The sequence below is a fragment of the Paenibacillus sp. JT22N15 genome (assembly GCF_059383755.1).
The window spans coordinates 571,906-589,497 of the sequence record NZ_JBXENV010000001.1; the positions used below are offsets into that span (position 1 = coordinate 571,906).

At 50.6% G+C, this 17,592-nt stretch carries 14 protein-coding genes; 2 read left to right on the forward strand and 12 right to left on the reverse strand.

Going from position 1 to position 17,592, the window contains the following annotated elements; genetic code table 11:
- The first annotated feature begins 2 nt into the window (after window positions 1–2).
- Entirely contained in the window at window positions 3–389 is a 387-nt protein-coding gene (locus AC50X8_RS02535; protein ID WP_494878445.1) for an aspartyl protease family protein, read from the forward strand.
- A gap of 206 nt (window positions 390–595) precedes the next feature.
- On the opposite strand, the gene AC50X8_RS02540 is transcribed toward AC50X8_RS02535, so the two are convergent.
- Together AC50X8_RS02540 and AC50X8_RS02545 are read right to left on the reverse strand one after the other, a co-directional pair.
- Window positions 596–1,819, reverse strand: coding sequence for an MFS transporter (locus tag AC50X8_RS02540; protein ID WP_494878447.1), 1,224 nt, complete (start codon window positions 1,817–1,819; stop codon window positions 596–598).
- A gap of 247 nt (window positions 1,820–2,066) precedes the next feature.
- Complete coding sequence (locus tag AC50X8_RS02545) at window positions 2,067–2,858, reverse strand: YhcN/YlaJ family sporulation lipoprotein (RefSeq protein ID WP_056030278.1); 792 nt, start codon at window positions 2,856–2,858, stop codon at window positions 2,067–2,069.
- Between the two features lie 168 nt (window positions 2,859–3,026).
- Between AC50X8_RS02545 and AC50X8_RS02550 the strand changes: the two genes are divergently transcribed.
- On the forward strand, window positions 3,027–4,070 hold the full coding sequence (locus tag AC50X8_RS02550; protein ID WP_494857923.1) for a ketoacyl-ACP synthase III: 1,044 nt from the start codon (window positions 3,027–3,029) through the stop codon (window positions 4,068–4,070).
- 35 nt (window positions 4,071–4,105) lie between these two features.
- Here AC50X8_RS02550 and AC50X8_RS02555 read toward each other — a convergent pair whose 3' ends face one another.
- The 10 genes from AC50X8_RS02555 to AC50X8_RS02600 form a co-directional block, all read right to left on the reverse strand.
- The gene (locus AC50X8_RS02555) at window positions 4,106–5,227 is read right to left on the reverse strand and encodes a CgeB family protein (protein ID WP_056030283.1); all 1,122 of its coding nucleotides are present in this window, start codon (window positions 5,225–5,227) and stop codon (window positions 4,106–4,108) included.
- The gene (locus AC50X8_RS02560) at window positions 5,220–6,338 is read right to left on the reverse strand and encodes a CgeB family protein (protein WP_056030286.1); all 1,119 of its coding nucleotides are present in this window, start codon (window positions 6,336–6,338) and stop codon (window positions 5,220–5,222) included. The genes AC50X8_RS02555 and AC50X8_RS02560 overlap by 8 nt, the downstream gene beginning before the upstream one ends.
- A 293-nt stretch (window positions 6,339–6,631) precedes the next feature.
- Complete coding sequence (locus tag AC50X8_RS02565) at window positions 6,632–6,916, reverse strand: hypothetical protein (protein WP_155972781.1); 285 nt, start codon at window positions 6,914–6,916, stop codon at window positions 6,632–6,634.
- Window positions 6,913–7,233 (reverse strand): hypothetical protein, encoded by a 321-nt coding sequence (locus AC50X8_RS02570; RefSeq protein ID WP_056030292.1) that lies wholly within the window; start codon window positions 7,231–7,233, stop codon window positions 6,913–6,915. Before AC50X8_RS02570 ends, AC50X8_RS02565 begins: the two co-directional genes overlap by 4 nt.
- Window positions 7,230–7,565: an alpha-helical endospore appendage domain-containing protein gene (locus AC50X8_RS02575; RefSeq protein WP_056030294.1), complete on the reverse strand. Its 336-nt coding sequence runs from the start codon at window positions 7,563–7,565 to the stop codon at window positions 7,230–7,232. Before AC50X8_RS02575 ends, AC50X8_RS02570 begins: the two co-directional genes overlap by 4 nt.
- A gap of 25 nt (window positions 7,566–7,590) precedes the next feature.
- On the reverse strand, window positions 7,591–7,878 hold the full coding sequence (locus tag AC50X8_RS02580; RefSeq protein WP_056030297.1) for a hypothetical protein: 288 nt from the start codon (window positions 7,876–7,878) through the stop codon (window positions 7,591–7,593).
- Between the two features lie 127 nt (window positions 7,879–8,005).
- Complete coding sequence (locus AC50X8_RS02585) at window positions 8,006–9,364, reverse strand: glycosyltransferase family 2 protein (protein ID WP_056030300.1); 1,359 nt, start codon at window positions 9,362–9,364, stop codon at window positions 8,006–8,008.
- Window positions 9,361–10,086 carry a sugar phosphate nucleotidyltransferase gene (locus AC50X8_RS02590; protein ID WP_056030303.1) on the reverse strand — a complete coding sequence of 242 codons (726 nt, stop codon included), beginning with the start codon at window positions 10,084–10,086 and terminating at the stop codon, window positions 9,361–9,363. Before AC50X8_RS02590 ends, AC50X8_RS02585 begins: the two co-directional genes overlap by 4 nt.
- 31 nt (window positions 10,087–10,117) lie before the next feature.
- A complete protein-coding gene (locus tag AC50X8_RS02595) occupies window positions 10,118–10,855 on the reverse strand; it encodes a glycosyltransferase family 2 protein (RefSeq protein ID WP_056032832.1) in 738 nt (245 codons plus the stop codon).
- A 377-nt stretch (window positions 10,856–11,232) separates the two neighbouring features.
- Window positions 11,233–17,334, reverse strand: a complete 6,102-nt coding sequence (locus AC50X8_RS02600) for a WIAG-tail domain (protein WP_494878455.1) — start codon at window positions 17,332–17,334, stop codon at window positions 11,233–11,235.
- Window positions 17,335–17,592: the final 258 nt, after the last annotated feature.

Sequence of the window (17,592 nt, forward strand, 5' to 3'; positions counted from 1 at the left end):
TCATGAAGATGGCTTATGATGGACAACTATTAACAGCGACACTAACCATTAGTTATCTTGGAAAAACACTGCAACTGACAGATATCATTATTGATACTGGATCCTCACATACTATATTTAGCCCTGACGTACTGGAAGAAATCGGGGTTACTTATGAAAATGGAGACACTGTTTACGAAGCTTATGGAATCGGCGGAACGATGCCTTTCTATACTAAAGTGCTGGATTATATTCAGATTGATGCTCTTCAAATCGAGCATATTGAGATTGATGTAGGAATGCTTCCTCATTCACATAAAGGTTTGCTTGGTTTAGATATTTTGAAGGAATACGGATTTATTGTGGATATGGACAAGCTAGAGCTTTTCAAGTATCTTTCGACCCCGTAACCGCTAGAATCGCCTCTCACATCAATAGCCCCTTTTCTGCAAGTTTAAGTTTTGCTTTACATTTCTTGTTTGTGTGCTTGAAATTGTATCACATTAGTGGTGCAAAAATTAAACGTTAGATCGGTTAATCAGTTAAAGCAACAGTAAGAAGAATAAAAATAGAGTAGAGATCACCATACATTTAAGGCAACCTCTACTCCATTTTACTACCCCTCCAAAACCGCAGGCTGCTCCACCCGCATGCGCTGGAACAAGGCAAATAGGACAGCACTGGTCAAAATAATGACAATCCCCGACCAGAAAAACCATGCCTGTACGCCATACTTATCGACAACAGGTCCTGCTAATGCCAGCCCGATTGGCGAAGAGAACATCATCACGCTTGTAACGAGAGAAATCACACGTCCCAGCATCGAAGGGTCAAATGCCCTTTGGATCATCGCCATATATGGCCCATTGAAGAAGGGCGCTGCCGCTCCCATAAAAAACGACACAATGACGAACAGTATGAACGCCTCCTTGCTGACCACGCCGCTAAGCAAACAGGTCAGACCAATCACAGCCAAGCTCAGGCTCATATATGTGATGTCCTTCCATTTTGAAGCGACTACCGACAGCAGCACGCCACCCGCAATCATGCCAATACCAAAAATCGCTTCAACGATGCTTGCACTGTAACCCCCACGCCCAAAATGAGTCAACGTCATATAAGGAAACAAGGTCGCCAAAGGCATAAACACAGTGGAGAAAATAGCGGTAGCCAACGTAATCACGATTACGGGCTTTACTTTAATGAAAGCATCCCAGCCTAGCTTAAACTCTTTGATAAAAGAGGGAGCTTGTGTCGCCTCCGGCTTTGGCTGATGAATTTTAACAAACAATAACATGACATTTGCAATAAGCGCACCAGCCACATCAAGCAATAGCACCGTTCCAAGCGAGGTCGCTGAATAAACAGCAATGCCAAGCGCCGGCCCGATTATACTCGAAAAAGAATAAACCATCTGCTGCCAGCCCGCTACACGCGTCAACTGATCAACAGGCGCCAATAATGGAATGGCCGCTTGAAAGGATGGCCCATGGAATGCAGAAGCGGCAGAACGAACCATTAAAATAACATAGACAAACGCTAAACTCGGTTCTCCAAAAAAGAAATAAACACCTAAAACCAAACTAAAAAAGGCGATCGCACTATCAGCTATAATCATCGTCAGTTTACGGTTCCAGCGGTCCAGCCACACCCCAATAAAGGAGCCTAAAACAGCCTGTGGCAAAAATCCTGCCAAACCCGCTATCATTAAAACCGAAGCGGACCCCGACGTTTGCGTCAAATGCCAAATCACCGAAAACTGCACCATCGAACTCGTTAGTATGGAAAAGATTTGTCCACTGAAAATAATCGCGAACGTTTTTTGCCATTTAAGCTGCATGATTATAGTCTCCTTCATTCATTTTGACTATTACATATGCACCTCAAATTAACGTAAACGCATGAAATGGGCCAAAGTAGACACCTCCTAAAAATTAACATTATTATAGCAAATAATAGTGAGGCAGAAAAGACAAATTAAGCTGAACGCAAACGAAAGCAGCCGGCTCTGATTCGCCGGCTGCTTTATCATAGATGCTTTTACGTGCGTCACGCTGAATGCGTCATGCCTTATTTTTCACTAAACGTTAGTCGTAAATCATCGGGCTGCTTCTGTGGGCATTTGTATAATTATCGCGGTCTGTACGGTCGGTCATGCTGCGATAGTTCATGTTGCCATCGTAACCACGCGTTTCAATTTTGTTAGCGTTGGCCGGGAACAAGCGCTCAGCCATTGCATTAAATTCGACTAGGAAGCCTTGGATCGGATGACCGTTGCGAACATCAGTCATGTAGCTCGTCATACGGCCGACAAAATCGGGATTAGCCGATACGTAGACATTGTCTACACCTGGCTTCACCTTTTTGACTTCCTTGGCAATTTCGGCTTTAATTTGCTGAGTCAGCGCATTTTCGCCTGTGCTCATCGTGTTCATGCGGCGTTGGTAATTCGAGCCGTCACGGCCCATATAGCTGGAGTTGGTGCGGCTCATCAGCTTTTTATCGCCATTTTTGAGATTGTCCTCAAAGGATACCGCCACATAGGCATTGTTATCGGTCAGCAAAACGTTTGCGGATTTTACGTTATGCTTATTGGCAATACGTTTCGCAATTTCTTCGCTCATTTCCATTTTATAATTTTTATGACTACCTACAATATTATTGCCTCGGATGCTTTTTCCATTTACGTAATTTTTCTCATTCATATGATCGTTAGCGAAACGATCGTTTAACATTCTGTTCCCATTTGCATCTTCCCTTACCATTTTGGTGCGAATGTTCTTATTTCCCAAATCCCCTTGATTGGCTGCACAGCCTGTCAACATGGCGCTAAGCAGGGCGCCTGCGGACAAGACAGCAAAAAAATTCGTTTTACGCATGTGCCGTATTCCTCCCTTGTTGTTGTTTACAGGCCTCATGACCCGCTATTAGGATGGGCGATCGGGATTCAGACTATGCACCAATTGGACTTGACAAAATGTATGGAGAGGAGTAATTTATTATCAGGTATTAGCATCTGGTACTAAATTATGAAGGAGTTGTTTTTCATGACCATTTCCACTCTCGTACAATCCCATGCAGCAGTAACGGCTATCGGCACTTATGTACCTGATCGCATTTTAAGCAATTCAGATTTAGAAAAGCTTGTAGATACTTCGGATGAATGGATTTTTCAACGTACAGGCATCCGCGAGCGCCGAATAGCCCAAGAACAGCAATATGCCAGCGATTTGGCCATTGAAGCCGTTCGCGATTTAATCCACAGATATAACAAAACCGTTCATGATGTCGACTACATCATCGTTGCAACTTCCACACCGGATGCTTTCGTCCCAAGTGTAGCTTCACGAGTGCAGGCTTCTTTCGGCATGAAGGGCTGCGGAAATGCTGATTTGCAAGCCGCTTGCGCCGGCTTCACGTCCGCCCTGCAAATGGCCAATGGCCTATTGCTCTCCAAGCTTTGCCGCAAAATTTTAATTATTGGCACCGAAACCCTTTCGCGCGCTACCGACTATACAGACCGGACGACCTGCATTTTATTCGGCGATGGTGCCGGTGCCATGCTCGTTGAAACGCTGGAGATGGGAGCCGATTTAAGCAGTGCGTCTACCGCTGGTTCTACACTGCCTGCTGGCGACATACTCGCTTCAAATGCGAGCACCGATGGTGAGCAGGGGCATCACGTATACCGCAGCAGCCTGGCGCCACACATCGGCAGCTTCGAGCTTTCACAAAATAACATGCTCGTCCAAAATGGACGGGAAGTGTATCGCTGGGCGTTAAGCCGCGTAGCAGCAGGCGTTCAAGAGCTGCTGGACGGCAGCGGCCACACCGCTCAGACGATTGACTGGTTCGTTCCGCACAATGCCAATCAGCGTATTATAGATGCTTTATGCGAGCGTATCGGTTTTGAAGAGCAGCAGGCGCTGTCCAGCATTGAGCATTATGGCAACACCTCTGCCGCTTCCATTCCGCTTGCGCTGGATGCAGCCGTCAAAGACGGCAGAGTGAAGCCGGGTCATCTGCTGCTGTTATATGGTTTTGGAGGCGGACTTACGCAATCTGGCGTTATTATGCGGTGGTCCATTTAAGCTGCCGCAGCTAGAACAGCGTGCCCCAAGCCTCATTATGAAAATAAAATGGACAGCATCGCATGCAGCCTATGGGCATAAGTATGCTCGCTCAGCGTGCGATGCATGCCGCGAATGGCAATTTCCTTGCGCTCATTTTCATGATTCAAATAATAGTCCAGCTTTTCCACCATATCCTGCGGAGATTCATACGTCACAATTTCCACACCCGGTGTGTAGAAAGAAACGAGATCTTCCCGCACATCCGTTAGCTGGAGTACAGCACAAGCCGAAATTTCAAATGTGCGCGGATTTGGCGAAGCCGCCGTTATTCCTAGACTGTTGCTGTTAAATAAAGCATCATCATGAGCCCGGTGCATATTGATGACGATTTTGGACGCATTATAAGCAAGCGCCGTATCCTGCGGAGTCATCCATTCTCCTAGATTGATTTTAGATCGCAGCCTATCGAAATGTTCCAGCCGATCCCACCATATCCCCGATATGAGAGTATCTTTGGTAGCCAGATAGGAAGCTGCCTCGTTAAAATATTGAACTCTGTTCAAATAGCCCGAGCCGATGAAGCTGATCTCCTTGCGTTTGCTGCGCTGCGGGTTCATCGGCCTGAACTGGGCAGGCATGACGCAGAACGGCAAATAATGCACATTGGCACATCCGCGTTCCTGATAAAGCGCTACACAATTTCGATCAAGCGTAAACACGGTATCATAATGCGGGGCAAGCGTTGTCGTGATATCCGCGTAATAAGGGTCATCTGTAAACCAAATAGCTGTACGAATGCCCAAAGCGCGCATGGCATCAATTTGCGCTACATCAAACTGCAGCCCATCCAGCACAATAACATAATCCGGACGAGCTTGCGCGGCGATTTCTGCTACAGGCTCCCCCGTCTTCACGACAGTTAGCTGAGCGACCATTCCCGATAATGTAGCGGCTACCGCTTCATCCAGCGGCGAATAAGGAAATCCCTTTCCTGTGGACACGTACATGACATGTACAGGCCATACTCCTACTATGGGGGGGATACGGCTAATAACCGACTCGCATTGGCCAATCCAATAACCGTCCCCCCAGCCTGCATGGTAGCCTGCAGCTCTCCCTAGTTCCACTTCAGTAGGCGGAATCTGCCTTTGTCGCAAAGCCGATCGTTTAGCCATTCGGCTCTCCCTCCCTCATAATAAGCTGTAATAACTGCACGGCACGTGCTCTGAATGTATGGTCTCTCAGCGTCCGGCGCAGACCATTAACTGCGATCCGGCTGCGGGCTTCCTCATTTTTCAAATAAAAATCGATTTTTGCTGCGAGCTCCTCAGCATCTTGAAAAGTCTCAATTTCCTGTTCAGGCGTGTAATAATACGGCAAGTCCTCACGAATATCCGTTAGTTGAAAAGTGCCGCAAGCGGCAATCTCATACGTTCGCGGATTGATCGAGCGCCCCGGGCTTTGTAAAGCATTAAAATTGTCTGAGCCTGCCTCTGTCGTTCGATGAATATTAATGACGATTTTAGCGCTGTTATAATAAGGGATCGTCTGTTCAGCACTCAACCAGTCGGTATGAATAAACGGCTGCAGCCGCTTATAGGCCGCTAAACGCTCCCATAGCCCCCCGGACAAAAAGATTTTGCGCCTCTTTGCCAGCAACCGCTCGCTAATGGCATCAAGAAGCCCGATTCGGTTCCAAAATCCTTGCCCAATAAAGCAAACATCGCTGGCAAAAGCTGAATCCTTTCGCTGCGGCCGATACAAGCCGGAATGCACCGCCAAAGGCAAATAATGTACGTTGGTGCAGCCAATGCTGCGATACAGCTCAAGTGTCCCAAGCTCATGCGTCAGCACGATATCATAATGCGGCGCTGCTATAACCGTCTTCTCTGTCATATATGGATCATCTACGAACCATACCGCTGTGCGGATGCCGCGCTGCTTGACCTCGCCGATCTGCTGAAGATGATTGGCTGGAAAAGTATGCAGGCCGTTCATCACAAGCACGATGTCGGGGGAAATAGCTGCCGCTTGCTCAGCAAGCTGTTCTGCGCTTCCGACATGAAGCTCGGTTACACTCGCTTGCAGCGCCTCAATGAGGCCCGTGTCAATGGCTTCAAATCCTTGCGGAATATAGAGCATTCGCATTGGAACGGGCGTCAGCTCCGGCGGAGGCAACAGTCCGCTTATTGCTTCGCAAGCGCCGTCTCGCCAGCCGGTATGAAAGCCGGTTTCATACCCACTTTGCCGTACTTGCTTGCGGGAATTATTTTTTCTGGCTACCATTTGCTGCACCGCCTTGCTTCGATTTCAATCGCTGCACAACACGCTTCCAATATGTATATGTCAAAAACAGACCAGCTAAGCGGCACTTATCCCTGCATCGCAAAAATTGGCGTTTAACCTGCTTTTTCCGCCAAGATTTTTGCCATATATGGATAGGAACACAGCTTGTCCTCAGGCCAATAATCCAAAAAAAGCTCTAACCTGCTGATGGCGGAATAAACCATCAAACGGGCTGAGCTAATTTAAATATAATGTTCGCATACTTCCGTAAAGCATGACGAGGTGCGTACCGGTTACGGCGTTTGCTCATATGCCAGCTGATGTCCATCTTCAAAACCTTTCGCAAATCCAGCATTATAGCCGGAATTATACGTCTGGTTGAAGCCCTCATTAAAGGTCTCCGGCTCCATCACGCGTTGTCTGACCACTTTCCTGCGGCGGCGCAGCGATGAGCTGCTTCCTGTTCTTTTTCCTGTTGCCCTGCGCTTACGCGAGCTTTTTGGGCGGCGCGCTACAGCTTTGCTGGCAGAGCGTTTCGTTGCCCGTTTGCGGACGGACACGCGTTTTTTCATACTCAATTCCAATTCCTCCTGTTCACTTGCGGATGCCACCGCACCTGCTTTTCTCGCAGCTCGTTAAGGAGCCATGGCTTGGGCGGGCTGCCCTTCTTTACCCGGTAGCTGCGCACTGGCCAACCCGTCACGCTTTCCGCTAGCTGCTCCTGCATATTGGTTAGCAGGCGTACATTTTCACCAATTCGCTTGGCTGTTTGAGGAGTCAGCTCCGCTACATCAGCCACGCTGTTCAAAATGCGGGCAAGCGCGAGCTGGCTCCGCGCAATCGAAGCCAGCACCTCCAATTTAACCTCTCGCTCGCGGCGCACCATTTCTCTCAATTCCCGCCTCCGAAGCCACCGCCAAATTGGAAATCCGATCCCGAGGAATCGTCTTCCCCTCCATCCTTTTGCAATACGGCTTTGAGCACGGATACGATGCCTTGGCTCATTTTAGTAATGCCTTCAATCGTCTCGACCATCTGGTCATGTACAACTAGCGTTTGCTTAAGCTGCGTACGGTCGCCTGGAAACGTGCCCGTATGAACATGATTGCATATCCAGTTGCGGGCCTTCTCCGCTTCCTCCGCTTTCGCTTCCAGAATTAGTGCCACGTTCCACTGCATATTGGCTGTAGCGCCCAACATGCGCATATAGGCTTGCTCTCGGTCCATGACATGCGCTCCCCTTTTCGCTCCGTCATTCTTCCTCGCCCGGGTTCAGCTCTTTTATCATATAAGACAGCTGAGATGCCAGCGTCTCTTGCAGCTCAGCCATGCTGTTTAAATAAGCAATAACGCTGCCGAACAGCGATTGCGATTCCCCGAGCAGATCGTCTACGCCGCCAAAATTCGGTTGATGATCGGGGAGGCTTTTCACAATTTCGGCCATTCGTACCGTGACATGGCGCTTTGCCTCCAGCATTCGTGCCACCTGGCTGTTGGAATGAGATAAATGCTCAATAATTTCGGTTGCGATATGCTGCATGGCCAACGATCCTCCCTCTGGCTGTGGCTTGGCCCTGTGCCGCCACTTGAATTGGTGCAGCTATTTACAGCATATGCACGGCAATACACAGTGATACTTGGCGTCAAACAGTGGCCGGAAAACCATTTTATAGTTGTTGGCGAAGCTTGACAGTTGGTATAATCGGCAATCCCTCTGGGATCGCATGCAGCTGCTCCAATGTAAGCTGGACGGATGGCCTTGCCTTAAGCGCCCAGCCTTCAAAAGCAGCTTCCGTTATCATTTTCCGCTTCAGACCCTGCTGCATATAATAATGAAAACCATCTAGCCCGCTAACGGTTTTGCCATGAAGGTCGCTGCCTTCCATCGCCAGCATTTGCTGCCACTTGGCATGAACTTCCTCGCTAGATATCGGCGAGCCCAGCGGCCAGCGTCTGATGTCAATTTGTCCGATGCGGATGGCTTCTCCGCTAAACTCGCCTTCAACAGGGCGCCTGCTGCCGCCTTCAATCCAATACACTCTACCAGTTAATGAAGTAACCGCAATGCTATCCGGGTAATAAGCCGCTTCCCCAAGCGTCGCCAGCTCGACCTGCAGTGCAGGCTGCTCGGCAGCACGATGCTTCATAACGCTTACCAGTTCATGCGGATTGCCCCATTTATTCATATAATGCTGCAGGTTGCGGTTATTAACCTCCTCAAGCTGTGCACCTAAAGCTTTGATGCTGACGCTGCCAAAATGGTGGATAAACGAGTCGCGGGCAATGACAAGCGAATACCCCAGCAGCTTCACTCGAATGTTATAGTCATCATCTTCAAAATTGCCAATTTCAAAGCCTTCGTCAAAATAGCCAATTTTCTCCCACAGTTCTCTGCGGAGCAAAAGGCAGAAGCCCGTCAGCCGTTCAACCTGCTGCCAGCGTTTGGCATCAGGCACATTATTAAGTCTAGCAAAGTCCGGCATATCCGCCACGTTCGTATAGGGAACCTCTATCAGCTGCTCCCCGCCAATATAATTGGTGACAGGCCCGACCATGCCAATTTGCGGATTGCTGTTCAAGCAGGCCAACAAATTTTCCAGCCAATTGTCGGTTACGAGTGTGTCATTGTTTAATATAAGCATCATCGTGCCTTTAGCCATCATCATGCCTCTGTTGACTGCCCCAGCGAAGCCATAGTTTTCGCTTAAAACCCGATAGCGCACCTGGCCATCAAGCTGGGCCAAATAGCTCCCCGTCCCATCGGTCGAAGCATTATCAATGACGATAATTTCATAAGCAAGGTCCGTATGGTCTACAATACTTTCAATGCACAGCTTCAAATATTGGAGCTGATTATAGCTCGGTATAATGATGCTCGTTCCTTGAAACTTTTCATTGTAGCTAGTAAGCCCCGCTTGCCGCCCATCCTGATAGCCTTGCTCGACACCTTGGGCATACGACGCTTGCTGCCGCACGCGAGATTGTTTTGTAGTGCGGGGCCGCTTTCTTGCCGCTATTCTTCTCATTCTCCCGTCTCCTTCAACAGCCTCGCGGCCGCTTCATGCAAGGATTCGAACGTGCCCGCATCCGTCCACCATCCTGCAAGTGTATGGGAAGCGAGAGTTCCCGCACGGGCATACATATTGTTCAAATCGGTAATTTCCAGTTCGCCGCGGCCTGACGGCTCCAACCGATCAATCGCTGCAAAAACACTGGAATCATACATATAAATGCCCGTTACGCATAAATCCGATAGCGGCTCAGCTGGTTTTTCATCTATATAAGCAATTTGTCCCGCTTCCTGAAACACTGCTATGCCATAGCGATGGGGGTCTGGCACCTGTTTGAGCAGCACCATTGCGCCTTCCTGCTGCTGGGCAAATTTCCGCACATAAGGAGCCAAATTATCCTCGAACAAATTGTCGCCGAGCAGCACGATAAACTTCTCATCATTCCGTATAAAATCGCGCGCCAGCTCCAGCGCTTCCGCGATGCCGCCCGCTTCCTCCTGAATACGGTAAGTCAGCGAGACACCAAGCTCGCGGCCGCTTCCTAAATACTCCGCAAACAAACCTATCGACTGCCGTCCTGTCACGAGCAGCATTTCTGTAATGCCTGCCTGATGCAGCTTATCGATGCCATAAAAAATCATCGGATGCTTGCCTACAGGTAACATATGCTTATTCATTAATGTAGTCAGCGGTTTTAGCCGCGTCCCTGTTCCTCCTGCCAAAATGACTGCTTTCACGGTTTAACCTCCATGCCGCTTTAGCCATAGCCTAAAGCGCAAACTCGCGACAGCGACGGTAATCCTCAAAGCCGCCACGTTCATTAGATTGTGTAATGAGCCAGTGGATCGCTTCCAAATGATCCCCCACAATGAGATGCTCCAACGGGCTGCGCCGTTCGCGCTGCGGCCTGCGCCTGTTTATTTTGCCAACATTGACCGTATGCACAGCTTCAACCTTCAAACCAAGCCGAATCGCTCTCGCATGGGCAAGTGGTGGGACGCACAGCGCCTCTGCTCCGATTAGAGACAAGCATTGCCTGCTTATGGCATGGGGGACTGCTGTGAAGGAAGCTCCTTTCAAATCTGGGCGTTCCAGCACAATATTGAGCGTGTGCTTCGCAAGCACGACGCTGTGCACAGTGGTTTTGTCCACGGGACCGGTATAATCATTTAAAGCAGCATCTGCGCCGCGATGCAGTACTGCATAGACAAAATGCCGCAATTGTGCGGTGCTGATGACCATATCTCCATCCACAAACAGCAATACTTCACCTAGGGCAGCACGCGCTCCAACGCTTCGTCCAACATCATGGCCAAGCGCCTTTTCATAACGGAGCACTCGTGCTCCTGCACGCCTGGCAATTTCGGCTGAACCATCCGTCGAGCCATTTGCAACGACGATAACCTCAGTCCGGGGATGGACACCCGCCGCCTCCCTTATAACCCTTCGAATGGTAGCCCGTTCATTCATAACGGGAATAATAACGGATACGACTGGAGACTGCATCGGCTGCGCTTCTCCGGCATATTCGTCTGCGGCCGCACCGCTCTGGGCGGGATGCGGCTTTTTCACAGCGCGGAAATTCCGGGCTTTTTTCCCCTTTGCACCCTTCGCTTTCTTCATCCGCTTTGTTCACCTCGGTATACGCCTATAGTTCAAAATGGTGCTGCAACGTAATTACACCACATTGTATGTACCTCCATCATCTGCGCAACGGCAAATGTACAACTCCCATGATGTCTGTCCCGCACCCATATCAACGGCAGTAGGCGGTTAACAGTAAAAAAAAGAAATTCCCCTCGCGCCTTGCGTGAGAGGAATTTTTTTCCGTGCTAAATTACAGCATCTTATCAGCAAATCGCTGATGGCATTTTAAGCAAACCTTATTGTCCGATTGCAATCCAGTTGATGGTGCCGATGAAAGCCTCACTGAAAAAACGGCGATTAATGGATAGGATGACATGCCCCGGCTCCTTCGCTTGAATGCATACATAGCAGGCCGGGTGATCGGTCGTTGCTGTAAGCACATATTGATTGCTTGCGAACGGTTCGTCAAAAAGAATAACCTGCTCTAACTGCTGTTTCTCAGGAGGAAAGCTGTACGGGCATAACCCAAATTGCTGCTTGCTAATGCTGCCCCTCCGACCAACGATTGGCGAAAAAGCAAGAGCCGATACCGTTACGCTGGCAGGCGCTAGATGCGCGGCGGTGACAGCACCATGCGTGATTTTGTCACTCGTTACGCTGTCGGTCGACAAATGCTCCGCCTTCACGGCTCCTTCCGCCAGCGACTCACTGCCTACACTCGCAAAGGCCAGCTTCGTCGCTGTTATGCTCGCTTCGCCCAGCTTTTCCGTTGTGACACTGCCTTCCGCTAGCTTTTCGCTCGTTACACTCTCTGCCGATAGATGCTTGGTGATCACAGCCCCTTCTGCCAACGCTTCACTGCCTACGCTCGCAAAGGCCAGCTTCGATGCCGTTATGCTCGCTTCGCCCAGCTTTTCTGTTGTGACGCAGCCATCTGCTAGCTTTTCGCTCGTTACGCTCTCTGCCGATAGATGCTTGGTGATCACAGCCCCTTCTGCCAGCGCTTCCCTGCCTACGCTCGCAAAGGCCAGCTTCGACCTCGTTACACTCGCTTCACCTAATTTTTCCGTCGTGACACTGCCATGCGCTAGCTTTTCGCTCGTTACGCTCTCTGCCGATAGATGCTCCGCCTTCACGGCTCCTTCTGCCAGCGCTTCACTGCCTACGCTCGCAAAGGCCAGCTTCGATGCCGTTATGCTCGCTTCGCCCAGCTTTTCCGTTGTGAAGCAGCCATCCGCTAGCTTTTCGCTCGTTACACTCTCTGCCGATAGATGCTCCGCCTTCACGGCTCCTTCTGCCAGCGCTTCACTGCCTACGCTCGCAAAGGCCAGCTTCGATGCCGTTATGCTCGCTTCGCACAACTTTTCCGATGTGAAGCAGCCATCCGCTAGCTTTTCGCTCGTTACGCTCTCTGCCGATAGATGCTCCGCCTTCACGGCTCCTTCCGCCAGCGCCTCACTGTCTACGCTCGCAAAGACCAGCTTCGACCGCGTTACACTCGCTTCACCTAATTTTTCCGTCGTGACACTGCCATTCGCTAGCTTATCGCTCGTCACGCTATCCGTCGCCAAATGCTCAGCGGCAACAGCTCCATACGTGATTTTGTCGCTCGTTATGCTGCCTGTTGACAGATGCTCCGACTTCACGGCTCCTTCCGCCAACGCCTCACTGTCTACGCTCGCAAAGACCAGCTTCGAACCCGTTATGCTCGCTTCGCCCAGCTTTTCCGTCGTGACACTGCCATTCGCTAGCTTATCGCTCGTCACGCTATTCGTCGCCAAATGCTCAGCGGCAACAGCTCCATACGTGATTTTGTCGCTTGTTATGCTGCCTGTTGACAGATGCTCTGCTTTCACGGCTCCTTCCGCCAACGCCTCACTGTCTACGCTCGCATAAGCCAGCTTCGAACCCGTTATGCTCGCTTCGCCCAGCTTTTCCGTCGTGACACTGCCATTTGATAGCTTATTGCTCGTCACGCTATTCGTCGCTAAATGCTCAGCGGCAACAGCTCCATACGTGATTTTGTCGCTCGTTATGCTGTCCGTCGACAGATGCTCTGCCTTCACGGCTCCTTCCGCCAGCGCTTCACTGTCTACGCTCGCAAAGGCCAGCTTCGAACCCGTTATGCTCGCTTCGCCCAGCTTTTCCGTCGTGACACTGCCATTCGCCAGCTTATCGCTCGTCACGCTATCCGTCGTCAAATGTTCGGCGGCAACAGCTCCATACGTGATTTTGTCGCTCGTTATGCTGCCTGTTGACAGATGCTCCGCTTTTACGGCTCCTTCCGCCAGCGCCTTACTGCCTACGCTCGCAAAGGCCAGCTTCGACCTCGTTATGCTCGCTTCGCCCAGCTTTTCCGTTGAGAAGCAACCATCTGCTAGCTTTTCGCTCGTTACGCTCTCTGCCGACAGATGCTCCGCCTTAACGGCCCCATACGCCAACGCCTCACTGTCTACGCTCGCATAAGCCAGCTTCGAACCCGTTATGCTCGCTTCGCCCAGCTTTTCCGTCGTGACACTGCCATTTGATAGCTTATTGCTCGTCACGCTATTCGTCGCTAAATGCTCAGCGGCAACAGCTCCATACGTGATTTTGTCGCTTGTTATGCTGTCCGTCGACAGATGCTCTGCTTTCACGGCTCCTTCCGCCAGCGCTTCACTGTCTACGCTCGCCAAGGCCAGCTTCGTCGCCGTTATGCTCGCTTCGCCCAACTTTTCCGTCGTGACACTGCCATTCGCCAGCTTATCGCTCGTCACGCTATTCGTCGCCAAATGCTCAGCGGCAACAGCTCCATACGTGATTTTGTCGCTTGTTATGCTGTCCGTCGACAGATGCTCTGCTTTCACGGCTCCTTTTGCCAGCGCTTCACTGCTTACGCTCGCATAAGCCAGCTTCGACCGCTTTATGCTTGCATCGCCTAGCTTTTCCGTCGTGACACTGCCGTCTGCTAGCTTTTCGCTCGTTACGCTCTCTGCTGTCAGATGTTCGGCGATTACGGCTCCTTCCGCCAGCGCTTCACTGCTCACGCTCGCAAAGGCCAGCTTCGAACCCGTTATGCTCGCTTCACCTAATTTTTCCGTCGTGACACTGCCATTTGCCAGCTTATCGCTCGTCACGCTATCCGTCGCCAAATGCTCAGCGGCAACAGCTCCATACGTGATTTTGTCGCTCGTTATGCTGTCTGTCGACAGATGCTCCGCCTTCACAGCTCCTTTTGCCAGCGCCTCACTGCTTACGCTCGCAAAAGCCAGCTTCGACCGCGTTATGCTTGCATCGCCCAGCTTTTCCGTCGTGACACTGCCGTCTGCTAGCTTATCGCTCGTTACGCTCTCTGCTGTCAGATGTTCGGCGATTACGGCTCCTTCCGCCAGCGCTTCACTGCTTACGCTGGCAAAGGCCAGCTTCGACGCCGTCACACTCGCTTCACCTAATTTCCCCGTCGTGACGCAGCCATCCGCCAGCTTCTCAGCTCGGATTGAGCCATTTTTGAGCTTGCTTCCAAAAATGCTCTCATCCTCGGCACGGTCAACCGTAATAATATCGGCTGCGAGATGCGCTATAGATAGCGAGTTTTTTCGAATATGATAGCCCTGCACCGTTTCGGCACGAAGATGCTTGCCGGCTATCGTCTCCAGCTGCAAATGGTCCCCAGATACGGAATCCTTGCCAAGCTTTGCCTCAGTCACACTGCCATCCTGCAAATTAGCACTGGCTACGCTGTTTATAGCCAAATGCTCCTCGCTGATGCTATATGGCTGAATATGCTTTTCTCCTACGGAAAGCGGGGCCAGTTGTTCAGCAGTCACCGCCTGACTTTGCAAATGCTCCGTACTGATAATAAGCGGCTGGAGCGCTGCGCTGGTGATTGCCGCCTCCTGAATATGCTCGCTTGCAACGCTTGCTTCCGCCAGATTCGCCGCTGTCACAGCTCCTTCCGCTAAATGAACATCGCGGATGCTGCCTTCCTGCACATGAATGCCCAGCACCGATCCATTGGATAAATGACGGCTGTGAATCGCTTCGCCTGCAATGTGCTTCGGATTCACAGCATCCAGCGCCAATTTCGCTGAGTGAATCGCTAAGTCAGCAACCTGCTCACTTCCAACCGCTCCAGGCTGCAAATGGGAGGCCACAATAATCCCGCTTTGCAGATGCTCTTTCTTAAGCGAGCCTAGCTGAATGTGCATGCCATCAATAACGGCTGGAGCGATGTGCTCGCCTTGAATGGTTCCTGGGGCAAGCTTAGTTCCTGTCACACTTGCTTCAGCAAGCTTTGCTCCCGTTACACTGTAATCCGCGAGCTTATCCGACGTCACCGCTTCCGGGGAAAGCTTGAGAGAATTGACACTGTGATCTGCCAAATGATGGGAAGATACAACGCCAGGCGCAATATATCTTTCTGTCACAGCTTCATAAGCAAGCTTTGCGCTCGTCACGGCGCCATCATGGAGCGTTCGAGTTGTAATCGCCTCATTCGCTACATGCTTCTCATGAATAATATGCGGCTGTAAATGATTAGCCGTTATCGTTTCAGGCGACACGGCCTCTCCCGTAACAGCTCCATTTGCAAAATGGTACGCCCGCAGCGCTTCCGGCGCGATTTTGTGAAACGTGATCGCTTCATCACGCAATTGCTTTGTATCTACCGAATTATCTGCAAGATGCGCAGCAGATACAGCTCCAGCAGCCAGCTTTGCCGAGGTGACGCTTTGTTCCGCAAGCTGTCTGGTGCCAACAGCCGCATCCGTCAAATGCTGCACCCGAATCGCTCCCGGCGCAATTTTCTCATCTGTGACGGAACCGCTGCGCAAATGCTCCGTACCAACCGCCTCTTCCCGCAGCTGGACGCCAGATACGGTATTTACCGCCAAATGACGATTGTGTATTTGTCCGTCCGCTACTTTCTCAGATGTTATGCTGAAACGGCTCAAATGTCGGGATTGCACAGCATCATCGGCGAGCTTTGCCGCAGTTACACTTTGCTCCGAAAGCTTGGAAACAGTGACGGCATGATCAACCAGCTTGATTGTCGATACGGATTGATCCATCAGCTTGGAGGCTGTTACAGCTTGATCAACGAGATGTCCGCTTTCGATTTGGCGCGGTGAGATATTCTGCCCCAGAACGGCCCCCGCCTGCAAATGAGCGCTGGACACCGCTCCGCTTGCTAGACGCTCGGCGTCTACTGCGTTCGGCTGCAATTCCCTTGCTCCGACCACGCCGGCTTCCAGATGCTGGGCGCTTATTTCGCCTGGGGCCAAATGCTTTCCCGATATTACTCCGACGGCAACATGCTCAGCGAGCAACACCCCAGGTTTAATATGCACGGAATCGATGGACTCTGGGGCTAGCTTCTCCGTATGCACAGAGCCATCACGCAGCTTGGAGCGGGTTACAGCTCCATCGGCGAGCTTGGAATTGTTTACTGCATCATTCGAAAGGTGCTCAGGACGGACGGCTCCGCTTTTGATTTTGCTAGCGGTGACAGACTGCTGTCCAAGCAATTCTTCCGTTACTAACAGCCGTTTCAAATGCCTCGCTTCAATCGAGCCATCGGCAAATTTGTCGGAACCGATCGTACGATCTGCGAGCTTCTCGGAAGTTACGCTGTTATTTTGCAGCTTCTCTCCCGTTACGGAGCCATCTGCCAGCTTTGCTCCTGCGATAGCATTGTTTGCCAGATGTTCCGATATTATCGCTTCTGGTGCGATTTTGGTGCCGGATACAGCTCCCTTAGCAATGTGAATCGCTTCAATCGCATAATCCTGCACCGCTGCTGAATCTATGCTACCCGCACATAGCTTTGTGGAATCAATTGAAGCTGGGGCAATTTTGTCGCCCGTAACCGAACCATCCACTAAATCGTCGGTATAAATAAATGGATTCGGCCCGCCAAGCTCAGGATTTTGTTTCTCCGCTACCAACGCCAGCTTCTCTTCATGGCTCAGTCCAACATTCTCTTCATGACTCAGTTCAGCAATCTCTTCATGGGTACTGGCAAATGCAAGCTCAAATGGCTGGTCAACGTCCAGCACCAGTTCCTCCTGCACATTCTGTGGTGGCGCCTCTTGCTTAAATATTTGCGACGATTCTTGTTTCCCATCCAATTGAATACTTTGCGGTTCTGTCTCAGCCTCGTTTGGCAGCAGCTCTCCTTCTTCATCTTGCAGCTGGTCAATGCTGAATGACGCTTCAGGTACCACAATCGCATTGATGCTTACCGACTTTGTCTCCCCAGCATTCGATGGCTTAGTTTCAGCCTGCTTCTGGGCTGCTTGGGCTTGCGCCTTTTTGCTATTTAATTCATCGAGCCATTTCAATTCAGAAGCATTCGGATTATCAACGTAAAAAAGCGGCCTTTTTCTTCTTGAGCTACCTGGTTTTCTGCTTTTCGCCATTGCCCTCTCCTTCTTCCACCTGATTTGTCTTAGGCAATATATGCACAAACCTATAGGCTCGTTACTTGATTTTCTAAGACTGCCAAGCAGAAACATGACAGATGGCCGTTCACATGAAAGCAGACACCCCCAGCCATTACGCATAAGTTCAAAAGGACATTCCCGTTCTCTCACGGCAGCGCCCATTTCACTTCTATACAGTAAAAGGCCTTTCGAAAACGCATAGCGCTTCGAAAGGCCTGAACAAACGATTATAAA

Coding starts and splice junctions, on each gene's coding strand:
- AC50X8_RS02535 (WP_494878445.1), top strand. CDS start 3: ATGAAGATGGCTTATGATGGACAACTATTAACAGCGACACTAACCATT.
- AC50X8_RS02540 (WP_494878447.1), bottom strand. CDS start 1,819: ATGCAGCTTAAATGGCAAAAAACGTTCGCGATTATTTTCAGTGGACAA.
- AC50X8_RS02545 (WP_056030278.1), bottom strand. CDS start 2,858: ATGCGTAAAACGAATTTTTTTGCTGTCTTGTCCGCAGGCGCCCTGCTT.
- AC50X8_RS02550 (WP_494857923.1), top strand. CDS start 3,027: ATGACCATTTCCACTCTCGTACAATCCCATGCAGCAGTAACGGCTATC.
- AC50X8_RS02555 (WP_056030283.1), bottom strand. CDS start 5,227: ATGGCTAAACGATCGGCTTTGCGACAAAGGCAGATTCCGCCTACTGAA.
- AC50X8_RS02560 (WP_056030286.1), bottom strand. CDS start 6,338: ATGGTAGCCAGAAAAAATAATTCCCGCAAGCAAGTACGGCAAAGTGGG.
- AC50X8_RS02575 (WP_056030294.1), bottom strand. CDS start 7,565: ATGGACCGAGAGCAAGCCTATATGCGCATGTTGGGCGCTACAGCCAAT.
- AC50X8_RS02580 (WP_056030297.1), bottom strand. CDS start 7,878: ATGCAGCATATCGCAACCGAAATTATTGAGCATTTATCTCATTCCAAC.
- AC50X8_RS02585 (WP_056030300.1), bottom strand. CDS start 9,364: ATGAGAAGAATAGCGGCAAGAAAGCGGCCCCGCACTACAAAACAATCT.
- AC50X8_RS02595 (WP_056032832.1), bottom strand. CDS start 10,855: ATGCAGTCTCCAGTCGTATCCGTTATTATTCCCGTTATGAATGAACGG.
- AC50X8_RS02600 (WP_494878455.1), bottom strand. CDS start 17,334: ATGGCGAAAAGCAGAAAACCAGGTAGCTCAAGAAGAAAAAGGCCGCTT.